Origin of the sequence: Thiohalomonas denitrificans, from assembly GCF_900102855.1 — a bacterium.
Classification (GTDB): domain Bacteria; phylum Pseudomonadota; class Gammaproteobacteria; order Thiohalomonadales; family Thiohalomonadaceae; genus Thiohalomonas; species Thiohalomonas denitrificans.
In genome coordinates this window covers 237,855-250,650 of sequence record NZ_FMWD01000005.1, presented here as the reverse complement: position 1 = coordinate 250,650, position 12,796 = coordinate 237,855, and the positions used below count along the sequence as shown (strand labels likewise).

Annotated in this window: 5 protein-coding genes; 1 reads left to right on the top strand and 4 read right to left on the bottom strand. The window is 58.7% G+C overall.

What is annotated here, in order from left to right; genetic code table 11:
- Positions 1 to 284: 284 nt before the first annotated feature.
- The 3 genes from BLP65_RS09685 to BLP65_RS09670 all read right to left on the bottom strand — a co-directional run bounded on the left by BLP65_RS09685 (position 285) and on the right by BLP65_RS09670 (position 6,471).
- A complete protein-coding gene (locus BLP65_RS09685) occupies positions 285 to 740 on the bottom strand; it encodes a PRC-barrel domain-containing protein (RefSeq protein ID WP_092996058.1) in 456 nt (151 codons plus the stop codon).
- Between the two features lie 1,123 nt (positions 741 to 1,863).
- Positions 1,864 to 4,713 carry an EAL domain-containing protein gene (locus BLP65_RS09675; RefSeq protein ID WP_092996052.1) on the bottom strand — a complete coding sequence of 950 codons (2,850 nt, stop codon included), beginning with the start codon at positions 4,711 to 4,713 and terminating at the stop codon, positions 1,864 to 1,866.
- 456 nt (positions 4,714 to 5,169) lie between these two features.
- Positions 5,170 to 6,471 (bottom strand): GGDEF domain-containing protein, encoded by a 1,302-nt coding sequence (locus BLP65_RS09670; RefSeq protein WP_092996049.1) that lies wholly within the window; start codon positions 6,469 to 6,471, stop codon positions 5,170 to 5,172.
- Between the two features lie 203 nt (positions 6,472 to 6,674).
- Between BLP65_RS09670 and BLP65_RS09665 the strand changes: the two genes are divergently transcribed.
- Positions 6,675 to 11,087 carry a PAS domain S-box protein gene (locus tag BLP65_RS09665; RefSeq protein ID WP_092996046.1) on the top strand — a complete coding sequence of 1,471 codons (4,413 nt, stop codon included), beginning with the start codon at positions 6,675 to 6,677 and terminating at the stop codon, positions 11,085 to 11,087.
- 203 nt (positions 11,088 to 11,290) lie between these two features.
- On the opposite strand, the gene dsrA is transcribed toward BLP65_RS09665, so the two are convergent.
- Positions 11,291 to 12,541, bottom strand: coding sequence for a dissimilatory-type sulfite reductase subunit alpha (gene dsrA / locus BLP65_RS09660; RefSeq protein ID WP_092996043.1), 1,251 nt, complete (start codon positions 12,539 to 12,541; stop codon positions 11,291 to 11,293).
- Between the last annotated feature and the right edge of the window lie 255 nt (positions 12,542 to 12,796).

Sequence of the window (12,796 nt, the reverse complement as noted above, 5' to 3'; positions counted from 1 at the left end):
CAGCAAGGGAACGTGTTACCTGGATGGATAGTACGGAGCCTAAAGAGCGGGGGAAATTAACACAGAGCCGCCGCCAGTTCACCCGCCGGGGCGTTGCAGTGCCGGGTTCTACAACAAAACCGGTCTATAACCTCAACGCGATCTGATTGGCCGAGGCGTCTGGTAGCGGAGCGTACCTTCCGGGGACGCACTGGCGCATCTGCAACAGGTACGCCAGCACGTCCCGGATTTGATGGTGAAAGGGACTTCGTTGCAGGCGGTCCTGTTGCCGACGGATGGACAGGTCAATGCTGGACCCGTGTCACTATGGGACCATGGGGCTCCGCTTTGGGTTCACGGCTGAGTTCGGCTATCGGACGGCGGGTCGGGATTTCTGCGAAATGCTCTTCCAGGTAGGGGTATTCGCGGTCGACCTTCTCTTTTTTTACCTCGCTGGAGATGATCAGGCCCTCGTCCTGGAGCTGGATATCGGAGGTCGGTACGGCAATGTGCAGGACACCCAGACCCAGAAAGCCGGCAACTTTCACCACCACATAGGGTCGGCGGCTCTGCTCGTCAACGACGATCTTTTTCACCTTGCCGAGGTCTTCATCGAATCGTGTGTAGACATCGCGTTTGATGAGCTGCGCAGGTGCCATGGCGTGCAGGTCGCGGCCTGGAGCTGGAGCGGAATCGGGAGCTGCTGCGTGTACCCCGCCCGACAGGGCGGTCAATGCCCCGACGATCAGCCAGAGTTTCATGGGTCAGACCTCCGTGTCTTTTCCGTTACCGGCAGTTTAGAACAGTATCGTTTTCGTGCGTCCGGTCAGGGCGCCAGCCCCGGAACCGGTTGTCCGCTCCGCCAGCAGGAAAGAGTTTGACCGCAGTAGGTCAGTCTGTTCTCGGACAGGCTCCTGGTGGTCCATGCGGAAAATAGTGCAACGCTCAGCCGGTCTCACAAGCGCCCTCGGCAAGGCGAAGGAGCCGTAGCCAATTCAAGCGACTGCAACGCAGCCGAGGGGGCTTGTGAGCCGGCCCGAAGTCAGCCCCTCTAATGGGCCAATGCTGCGTTGCGGCCCCCGTCCATGGGGGCCAACCTTCGGGCCCAGCCTACGGTTGTCCAAATCCGCTCCCGGCGGATTTGTGCGCTGATTGGGCCGCTCCTGCGCATCCTTGCGCTCGCGGTATTCGTGCATCCCTGCACATCAAAGGGCGCGCTGGTCCTGTCGTCGGCGATGTAGGTCGGGCTTTAGCACGTCGGAACCCGATTACGGCCTAAAGGCCGACCTACAGGCATCCGGCCCCGGTGCGCCATTCCCTGCGCAGCGCGCCTTGCCTTGGTGCATTAGTGGGGCTCTGAGTGCCACACTATTTTCCGCATGGACCACTAGGCTCGGCGACAGGCCTCTCCGGGCTCAGAGGCGGCGGAGGTGGGGCCCCCGATGTCACATCCCACACAGGCCGAACGTTGGCGAATGGTCCCGATTTGCATCCGTCTGCGCCGAATCAGCTGTTGGAACAACCGTTGGGCAAGGATATCATCGGGGCTCCCACGGGATTCCCTGGTCGCCCGGTCGAACAGTTGATGAAGTTCTTCCAAATCGGCTTTCAGTTGTGCTTCGGTCCAGTTCCGGTTAGTCATAAGCATCCTGCCGTTGTTGTCCGTAACGGTTCCTAACGCAGAAGTATTGTCGAACTCAGCGAATTTTTCCTCCTGATCGCCGTTAGAAATGGATAATTGCTCCTAACTTGTTGTTTTTGCGTTAACCCGCTGGCGAACAAAAACATCGTTGTTCGGATTCGATGGGGCGTGACTCTATAGTGCTGCACGGCCAGGGGGTGGGAACTGCAGGTCTGCAGATGGAGCCGCAAGGAAAGTGACGATTACCGGCTGCCGGCGCACCACAAGCTTTCTTCCAGAAAGGAGCCAATCTCGCCTGCGGAGAGTGCACGTGAAAAGTAGTGGCCCTGAACCAGTCGACAGCCGACAGTACGCAGCAGGTCTGCCTGGATCCCGGTCTCCACTCCTTCGGCGATCACCTCCAGCCCCAGACTGTCGGCCAGGGCGACGATCGTGGCGACGGTCTCCTTGCCGCCGCTAACCAGTCGGCTGACAAAGGCGCGGTCCACTTTGAGCACCGTGACGGGGAACCGGTGCAGATAACTCATCGCAGAGTAGCCGGTCCCGAAGTCGTCGATGCACAATCCAACCCCGAGATCGCGCAGCGCATGCAGGCGGCTGCTGACATCCTCGTTGTCCAGCAAGGTACTTTCGGTCAATTCCAGTTTGACGGTTTCCGGGCTCAGCTGCAGCTGCTGGAGCAGTTTGGCAACGGTTTCTGATAGTGATGCCTCCGTAAACTGCATGGGGGAGACATTGATGCTCATGCTCAGCCATGGGTCGAACTGCGCCTGCCATTTCTGCAGTTGCCGACACGCCTCCTTGAGCACCCAGCGTCCGATGGGAACGATCAGTCCGGATTCCTCCGCGACGGGGATGAAATCCAGCGGGGAGAGTTGGCCACGCTCAGGATGCATCCACCGCAACAGGGCCTCGAAGCCGTATACGCGCCCGTTGTTGAGATTGATGATCGGCTGATAGGCGAGGTGTAACTCTCCACGATCAAGCGCCCCCCGCAGATCGTTTTCCAGCTGCAGCTGACTCAGCACCTTCAGGTGCATTCCTGTTTCGAATACGGCGTAACGGGCTTTACCCTGCAGCTTGGCCTGGTACATGGCAGTGTCGGCGTCGCGCAACAATTCCTCACCGCGGCTGTAGCCGGTGCTGTTACGGCTCCAGGCGATGCCAATCGAGCAGGTTGTCGTCACTCTCTGTGCACCCACGGAAACCGGCCGTGAAAGCATATCGATGATCTGTCGAGCGAGCTCCTCTGCGGTTTCCAGCTCCTCGATATCCTCGACCAGTACGGCAAATTCGTCACCACCGAGCCGGGCCACGGTATCGTCGGGGCGAACGCATTCAGCCAGCCGCCGGCCGGTGGTCACCAGCAGTTCGTCACCGGCCAGGTGTCCAAGCCCGTCATTGATGAGCTTGAAGCGGTCCAGGTCGAGGAACAGAACGGCGAAGCGATAGTGGGACACCCGTTGCGCCCGGCGCACGGCGATATCGAGGTGGTCCAGGAACAGAGCGCGGTTGGAGAGTCCGGTGAGGGCATCATGGAATGCATCGTGACGCAGCTGCTCTTCGGCCACTCGACGTTCGGTGACATCCGACAATGAACCGGCAAGACGGTAGGGTTTGCCCGTTTCATCCCGGACTGCCAGTCCACGGGCGAGTACCCAGCGATAGGCTCCATCCTCGTGCCACACCCGGTGTTCACTGGCGAAGTGGGCACTGGCATCGGCCAGGTGAGCCTCGAGGTCGGCGGTCACCTCAAGGCGATCCTGCGGGTGGATTCGTTCCAGCCAGTGCTCGGGTGATGCCGTGTGTTCCTGCTGCTTCAGCCCGAGCAGGTCCTGATAGCGCTCGGAGTAGTAGACCCGATCTGTGACAAGATTCCAATCCCAGAGCCCGTCATTCGCGCCCCGGGCTGCCAAGGCGTACCGCTCTTCGCTTTCCCGAAGTGCATGTTCAGCCTCCACTTGGTCACTGATGTCGCGAATGTAGGCGGTAAACAGCGGTCGTTCGGTACGCTCCACATGGGTGATGGCCAACTCCACGGGAAATGTTTCACCATCGGCACGCAACGCGGTGGTCTCTATACGTCGTCCCATGACCTTTGCCTCGCCATTTGCCAGGTAGCGCCGTAGTCCCTGGCGGTGGTATTCGCGCAAATGGGGTGGGATCAGCATTTCTGCTAACTCCCGGCCGATGATCTGGTTACGGCTGTATCCGAACACCCGTTCGGCAGCGGGATTGAACTCCAGTACCCGATCGTCACCATCAATGGTGATGATGCAGTCAAGGGCGGAATCGAGGATAGCGCGTTTACGCGCTTCTCCCTGGCGCACCTGTTCGAGAGCGCTGACACGCCCGTGGTCATGAACCTGCAGGCGCCGTCCTCCTACACCGATACCGATGAGTCCGAGCAGCCACAGGAACGTGAAACTGACATTTCGCTCGAACTGTTCCTTCTGCTCCCGAGCCAGATAACCCTCCATGGGGACACTGATGCTGACGCCGCCGTTGATCTCGCCTACCTCGAAGCCTTGCTGACCATGGCACAGCAGGCACTCCTCCTGAATCACCATCGGCCGCATCAGGCGTAGAAACGGCTGTCCGTTGAACTGTGTAAATTCGTGGATTTGTTCAGCACCTTCACGCAATTGTGCCAGAGCGTTGCGTTCCCACGGGTCCGGCGCGTTTTCGGGGCGCAGGGGCTGTAAACCGGTAATCCGGCCGGCCACGCCATAGAGCTTGCTAAAGCGAGTTTCGATCTGGCGGATGGTGCTGGCGGGGTTTAGCAGTGTAAAGACCTGCCCGGACGGAGACTTGATGATCTGTTCGGGGACATGGGCCAGGTAGGGATTGGGTGGGTTCTCTTCGGTGACTGGTACGTAGATTCGGCCATGGGAGTTGACCCATTGGCGGAATGCCTGATCCTTGTCGAAGTGGATATTTCCTTCGCTGAAGGCCAAATCCTCAGTGATACGCCTGTCCTGGTGCGAATCCCACAACACCAGCACGATAATTGTGACCGTCCAGGCCAACGCCAGAATCGCCGCGTAGCGGACAACATGGGATCGGCTGGTTTTCAATGGCGGTGGCGACATGCGGATATCATTACTGCCGGGTTGAGAGTAGGGCAGGTGAGAGAGCGATTACTCGACTTCGAACGAGAGAGTTCCCTAGGTTTTTCTCAGGCGCCTGGTCGTGGCGGTGAGACGGGATCCGGCGAGGGCAGGGAAACTGAATCCGGAGATTCGGGTCGATCTCCGGCAACCCGGGGAAGGGAGGGGGCGTACCGCGGCCCCTGAGGTGTTTTCACGAGGTTTTTTCAAAGTGGCCGATGAAACCGCATGCCGTGCCAGTTGCCGATTTTTGCCGCCGTTTACCCTGTTATTGCTTTTACACCGGTACATCCAGGCAGTTCCCTATCTGCGACTATTGGCTTTATTATCCTCACGTGCCCTTTCAGGTCAAGCCAGATAAAGCCTGGAGCAGGGCCAACGTGTCACACTTCTGCGTCGGCGACAGGGATTGCTCGGCCGCGCCGGGCGTTGTGGGGATCACGAGCCGACCCGGTTCTTGCCACCTCGTTTTGCCCGGTAGAGCCCGGCGTCGGCAATGCTGATGAGATTGACGGGGGAATACTGGCGGCTGCCCTGGTTGGTGGCGACTCCCAGGCTCATGGTGATGCGCAGTTGATGCTCCTCGCACTGGAAGAGTGTATCGGCGACGGCCTCACGGATGCTCTCGGCTACCACCCGGGCGCCCTTTTCGTCAGTGTCCTCCAGCAGCAACAGAAACTCTTCGCCACCAAACCGGTAGGCGGAATCACTGGTGCGTATGAACCGCTGCAGGATCTCGGCGCTGCGCCTCAGAATACAGTCTCCGGCGACGTGACCGAATTGGTCGTTGACCTGCTTGAAATCATCCAGGTCCGTCAGGATCACGGAGATCGGCCGTTGACTCAATACGGAGAGTCGAAGCTTCTGCCGGATATTGTCTTTCATGGTCTGGCGATTGAGCAGGCCGGTCAGCGGGTCACGGACCATGTGCCGCATCTTGTAATTGGCAATGAATACAGTCACCAGATGGGTCAGGGTCAACAGGTGTTTGCTGATGGTGGTGAACATCACCAGCACCTCGGTATAGTGCCCCGTCTTGATGAAATAGAAGATGTTTCGTGCGTCGGTAAAGATGCGTCGATTCAGATCGAACAGTTTGATCCGATCCTCGTCACGGACAATGTAGCGTGCAGCATCGTCGCTCAGGATCCATTCGATGAACTCCGAATTGTCCATCTCCAGATCCGGCAGGATATCCTCGTCTTCCCTTTCGATGGCCCGCAACATCCGGTTCAACCAGGAGAGACGCTTCATGAGTAGTCCCGAAAGACTCTCCCGCGACTCCTGCATATGCTCGATAAAGACTTCCAGATTGGCCTTGTCCTCTTCCAGCATACAGTCCAGATATCCCCTGGCGGTGTAGTTCTTGACCTTGTGGAAAAACTGGAACACCTGTTCGGCCGAACAGTTGGTGTTGTCGGGCATCCTGGAGACCACTGCGTAAAATTGTTCGGCCAGAAAATCGATGCCGACGGAGAAGTCGGGATAGGGAACGAAGATACGATGATGGAGGTGCCCCAATTCCCGGTAGCGGGTCTTCAGGTGTGCTTCGTCTTCGTACAGGGCCGCGCGCAGATGTTCCCTCTGGCGGACCACCAGGCTTCGGACTTCGTTGTCGTTACGAAAAAAGACCGAGAAGTGACGGTCCGACATCAGGCGTTCATAAAACGCCTCGAAGATCGACTCGAGGTGTTCATTGAAGGGCTCCAGAGAGTGCGCCAGGGGGCGGGTGTCACTCATCGCCGGATCCCGAGTAGCGAAGACGAAATCCTTTCATCTCCCGAGTTTAGCAGTGCTCGGTTCGGCCCCACGTGGATATCGACCGGTTTGGCCGAAGTCTGACCGGCACGGATAAGTCTAAAGTTATACGGAGACCAAACCCGGGTTGCCGGCAGTAAGGGCACGCCCGGACAGACTTTATTCGTAGGAGGGGACAAAGCAGAATGCGGGGACAGGAGCCCCAACTACCGGATTCCACTCATATTGAATCGGAGAGGGATGATTTTCCTGGTCGCCCCCCCGATCTGCAACGCTTTCGTCCGCGGTTCATTCTCGCGTTCGTCGGAGCCGTAATCCTGCTGGCGTTGGCGGCGTATGGGATCTGGAACCAGCAGCACACTGAAGCCTTGGAGCAGACCTGGGCGGAGCTGGATGCCGTCGTCAGTAACAAGTCGCAGCAGGTTACCATCTGGCAGGAAGATCGGGTCAGTGACATGCAACTACTGCTCGAGCGGGAGTCCTTTCGCCGGACGGCACTGCAGTTGCTGGACGGAGAAGACATTTCGCTGCAGCAGGAGGGGAACCTGACCGAATCCCTCCAGGCCCTCGCCGAGCAGGACCGTTATGAGACCGTGCAGATAGTGGCTGCCGACGGGACGGTAGTGGTGGAGGCGGGAGAGGTGCGCGGGGGCCGGTTTTCAGAAGACGTGGATCGGACGGTGGAGAGCAGGCAGGTCTATTTCAGCAACTACAGGCGCACGGATGGGGGCGACCAGCCGGTTCGGTTCACGCTTTCCATTCCGCTCCTCAAGGGGAATGCCGTTGCCGGTGTATTGATCGTGCACATCGTACCCTACGTACATTTTTATCCTCTCCTGACCGCCTGGCCCACTGCAAGCCCTACTGCAGAGCTGCTGCTGGTGAGCGCCGATAATGGGCAGGTGGTTTTTATCAGCCAGCTACTGGAGGCGGAGGCGCCGCTGGCCTTGCCCCGGGATACTCCGGGAATAGTAGGGGCACAAGCCATTCTGGAGGAGGGGTTTTTCAGTGGTGTGGACTATCGAGGTGAGCCGGTCCTTGCCGCAACCCGTCCGGTCCGATTCAGCCCGTGGGCCCTTGTGGCCAAGATCGATCAAAAGGAAGTGTTTGCACCCATAGATGAACTGGCCTTTCACCTGACGGGCATCTTTCTTCTGATACTGCTGGGTATGACGGTCGCTGCCGCGTCCTGGTGGCGAAAGCAGCAGGCCGACTTCCGTGCGTTTCGCTACTGGACGGCACTGCGAGAAAGGGCGCTGGCCCGGCACTTTGATTACCTCACCAAATACGCCAACGACATCATACTGCTCACCGACAACCGCGGCCGTATCGTGGAAGCCAATGATCGGGCTGTGGAGACCTACGGGTACGGGCGTGACGGGTTGCTTGGTCGGCACTGGGGGGACCTGTGTCACCAGGGTGTAACCCCGCTCAACCGGGTGAGCGGCGAACCCCCGACGCCCGGTGAGGCGGAGCGGTATGAAAACGTTCACTGGAGAGCCGACGGCAGTGAATTCCCGGTGGAAGTTAGTGCTCGCGCCATTCAGGTGGAAGAGGCCGTCTACCTGCAGGCGATTGTTCGCGACATTACCGAACGTAAAACGGCAGAGGCGCGGATCCGTCACCTGACCAATCTCTATGCGGCACTCAGTGAAACCAATCAGGCGATTGTGCGGGAGCGGGACCGGGAGTACCTGCTGGCGGACATCTGTCGTATTGCTGTCGACTACGGCGGCTTTCGCGTTGCCTGGATTGGCATGCGGGAGGATGAGCGGCTCTACACGGCCGCTTCTTATGGGGACATTGCACCCTGTAGTGATCTGGTTCTTTCACTGGAGGCGGAGGTAACGGGCATTCCCAGACTGATCCTGGGTGCAATGCGTGAGGATGCGCTGCAGTTCAGTAACGACTTCGGAGCAGAGCCGGCTGCCGTGGACGGACAGGTATTAGTGGCGGCGGGGGGGCTGCGTTCGGGGGCCGCGTTGCCCTTGCGCCAAGGTGGCCAGCCGGTGGGTGTGCTCGCCGTTTGTGCGCGGGAGAGCGGCTTTTTCGATGCGGAGCTGCTGGAGTTGCTCAACGAAATGGCGCTCGACATCTCGTTTGCATTCGACAGCTTTCAGCTTGAGGCGAACCGCCGTCAGGCCGAGGCAGCGCTGCGCGAGAGTGAATATCGCTACCGGCAACTTTTCAACAACATGAACAGCGGAGTGGCCGTTTTCCAGTACCGGCCGGAGCGTGACGATTTCGTCTTCTCCGATGTCAACAAGGCTCTGGAGCGCATCGAGGGAGCCAACCGGGTTGATGTGATTGATCGTTCACTGGCGGACGCGTTTCCCGGGGCCGATGCGATAGGAATACCTTCCGCTTTGCGCAGGGTGTGGCAGAGCGGAGAGCCACTACATCTTGAGCCCCAATTTTACCGGGACGACGACACCCGGGGCTGGCGCGAAATCTGGCTCTACCGTCTGCCCACAAACGAGGTGGTAGTGGTTTATGACGATGTGACCGAACAGATCGAGGCAATGCGGGCACTCCGCAGCAGTGAGGAGCGGTTGCGACTGGCACTGGAAGGTTCCCGGGACGGTTTCTGGGATATCGATTTCGAAACTGGCCAGAGCTACTTCAGTGAGCGCTTCACCGAGCTGTTTGGTTATGCACCGGATGAGCTGAACAAAGACCTGGGAAGTTGGGAGCAGCTTATCCATCCCGAAGATCTTCCGCAGGTGAAGGCGGCACTGGAAGCGCACCTCAAGGGCGAGGTGCCGCAGTACCGCTCGGAGCACCGGATACAGACCAAATCGGGACGGGTGGCATGGGTGCTGGCCCGTGGCCTGGTCGTGCGCAGGGGGCGGGATGGGCGGCCACTGCGAATGGCCGGTACGCTTATTGATATCACGGAACGCAAGCAGGTCGAAGAGCGGTTGCGGCTGTGGGCCAAGGTGTTCGAGTCGAGTAGTGAGGGGATATTCATTACCGATGCCGAGCGGCGAATCGTCCTGGTGAATGATGCCTTCAGCCGTGTAACCGGCTATTCGCCGGCTGAAGCGATTGGGCACGATCCCCATTTCCTCTCTTCCGGTCGCCACGACCACGCGTTTTTCCAGGCCATTTGGGAAACCATCGACGAGGTGGGCCATTGGCAGGGTGAAATCTACGACCGTCGCAAAGATGGTGAGATCTATCCCGAGTGGATGGCAATCAGCGCCGTCCACGATGAGCAGGGGAAAGTGATCAACTATGTGGCCATGTTCTCCGATATCAGCGAACGAAAGGAGGCCGAGGCGCGCATCGATTTTCTCGCCCGCCATGATCTGCTGACGGGCCTTCCCAACCGTCGCCTGCTACGGGAATGGCTTGAGCAGGCCATCGCCCACGCAAGCCGGGAGGGGTATCGAATGGCGGTATTGACGGTGGGAGTGGATCACTTCAAAACCATCAATGAATCGTTGGGCCACGGTGCCGGCGATCAAATCTTGCGGGAGCTTGGTGAAAAGTTGCCCGGCTGCACCGCCTCCGACGATATCGTCGCCCGCGGTGGCGGCGATGAATTCATCGTCACGCTCTCTCGGATAAAGGAACCCACTGATGCCGTGAACTTCGCCAACTGCGTCAGGGATACCCTTTCCACTCCTTTCGGAATTGACGGCACGGATGTGCGGATGACCACCAGTATTGGCGTCAGTGTCTATCCGGACGATGGCAATGACGTGGAGGTGCTTATCCGTAATTCGGGTGCAGCGCTTTATCATGCCAAGGCGCAGGGCCGTAACAATATGCAGTTCTTTATCCCCGAGTTGAATGCACGGGCCAGGGATCGGTTGGTCCTGGAAAACAACTTGCGAACCGCGGTTGAGCGGGATGAACTGACCCTCTACTACCAGCCACAGGTGAATACCGTGACCCAGCAGTTGGTCGGCGTGGAGGCCTTGCTGCGCTGGCGCCGCAAGGAAGGGATTGTCATGCCGTCCGATTTCATTTCAGTCGCCGAAGAGAGTGGCACCATGGTGGCCATCGGGGAGTGGGTTCTGCGCGAGGCGTGTCGGCAGCAGCGTGTCTGGGCCGATGATGGTGTGCACATTACCATGGCCATCAATGTCTCGGCCGTCCAGTTTCATCGACCTGATTTTCCGGATCTGTTTGCCCGTATCCTGCGGGAGACGGGTGCCGATCCGGCCTGCATCGAGGTGGAAGTCACTGAAGGAATGTTGATGCGCGACGTGGAGACGACGATCCGTACCCTGGAACGCTTGAAAGCGATGGGGCTGGGGCTGTCGATCGATGATTTCGGAACCGGATACTCCAGCCTGAGTTATCTGCGCCGTTTTCCTATCGACCGGCTGAAGGTGGACCAGTCGTTCGTGCGTTCCATGGAGCTGAACCCCGCCGACCTTACCATCACCGAGGCCATCATAGGTTTGGGAAAGAACCTCGGTCTCCGGGTTATTGCCGAGGGGGTGGAGACCGGCTCGGAGTTCTCGCTGCTGCGCGGACTGGAGTGCGAGGACGTGCAGGGGTACTACTTCGCCAGGCCGATGCCCGCCAAGGCACTAAGTGGCTGGCATCGTGAATTCACCTCCCGGCATGGAAAACCCCACTAGGGCACTGCTGGTAAGCCAGCACGGTTCTGTTCGCGAACCGTTTTATGCGCTGACAAGGCGCAACGAGTGGCTGTGGTTGCCATGAGCGAGCTGTAGCTCCAGCAGACAAAGCGGCCGCGAGCCCGAAGGTTTGGATTGAAGAGACGGCCCTCAACAGAAAGGGCGCCCGGAGGCGCCCTTGTGAAGCGTGGTGGTCAGTTGTTCTAGCTCGCCTGTGCGGCTTTCCGTTCGAACCACTTGGCGGCCTCTTCGTCCCATCCATCCATGCGGATGTAGGGATTTTCACGCGGCCGCTGGATCATATTGGGATCCAGATCGAGGCCGATGCCCTCGAGGAAGTTGACCAGGCCGATACGCTCGATCATCTCGCCGGTACGCTCGTGCTCCAGGGCGTTCTCCGCGAAGAAGTCGATGATATCGCCGGCAATCTCCTCCAGCTTTTCATACTGCTCATCGCTGTCGAGTTTCATGAACGGGATAACGACGGTTCCCATCAGGTCGCCGATTTTCAGTGTACGCTTACCGCCGATAAGCACCGAAACGCCTTTGTCGTCGCCGGGAGAGAGCGCCTTGGTGAGGACGTTGATGCAGTGCATGCAGCGTACGCAATCCTGATTCTTGACCTCCAGGGTGTCGTCGTCGTTAATGGACAAGGCCTGGGTAGGGCAGCGGGAGATGACATTGTCGACGAGCCACTTGTGGCCCTTGGCTTCGACATAGTTCTTGAACTCACCCTGGTCGACCTTCATGTCGTCGCGCCAGGTACCGATAATGGCCATATCGGCTCGCTGGATGGAATTCATGCAGTCGTTACCGCAGCCCGAAACCTTGAACTTGAACTTGTAGGGCAGAGCGGGGCGGTGCATGTCGTCCAGGAAGGCATTGACCAGCATGCGGTGGATACGCTGCTCGTCGGCACACGAGTGTTCACAACGGGCGGAACCGACGCAAGACATACCGGTACGCACGGCGGGACCGGCACCACCGAGGTCGAAGCCCATCTCATTCAGCTCATCGAAGGCGGGCTGAACGTTTTCCGTGGTGCAGCCCTGGAACATGATATCCCCGGACTGTCCGTGGAAGGCGATCAAGCCGGATCCGTACTGCTCCCAGATATCGCACATCTTGCGGATGGTCTGGGTGTCGTAGTGCATGCCGGCAGGTGGTTGTACACGCAGCGTATGGAATTCTGCCGCGTCGGGGTAGAGCGGAGTTCCTGCATCGTTTTTGAGTTCGGTAAAACGCGGAATGATACCGCCGCCGTAGCCGAGTACCCCGACCGTTCCGCCTTTCCAGTAGCCTTTCTTGGTTTCGTAGGAGGTCTCCAGCTGTCCGAGCAGGTCGACCATCATGTTGTTGTCGTCGGCCAGTCGCTTCAGGCTGGTTACGAAGCTGGGCCAGGGGCCACTTTCCAGCTGATCAAGCATGGGTGTTTCGTGCATCTTCTTAGCCATATCCATCTCCCATAACGGTAAACGTGTTTTCCCAAGCCGTCCGGGTCTCCTCCCCGCGGCAGCAGTAGGTAGACCCACTCTTAAAATGACTCTAGTAAAGTAGACTAGATTGCTCGGGAATTAGTGCAATAGTCCAAAAGGGATAGGAGCCGTTTACCCTGGCTCTGGATCTGGAGCGGAATCGCATTGATGGCAGTGGAGGAAGGGACCATTGCCATGGGTTCTTCTTTTGGATTAACAGAATCCGCGTTGGAT

Bases quoted from the DNA above. Each gene is read 5' to 3' on its own strand.
- BLP65_RS09665 (WP_092996046.1), top strand. From the start codon at position 6,675: ATGCGGGGACAGGAGCCCCAACTACCGGATTCCACTCATATTGAATCG.
- BLP65_RS09675 (WP_092996052.1), bottom strand. From the start codon at position 4,713: ATGTCGCCACCGCCATTGAAAACCAGCCGATCCCATGTTGTCCGCTAC.
- BLP65_RS09670 (WP_092996049.1), bottom strand. From the start codon at position 6,471: ATGAGTGACACCCGCCCCCTGGCGCACTCTCTGGAGCCCTTCAATGAA.
- BLP65_RS09685 (WP_092996058.1), bottom strand. From the start codon at position 740: ATGAAACTCTGGCTGATCGTCGGGGCATTGACCGCCCTGTCGGGCGGG.
- dsrA (WP_092996043.1), bottom strand. From the start codon at position 12,541: ATGGCTAAGAAGATGCACGAAACACCCATGCTTGATCAGCTGGAAAGT.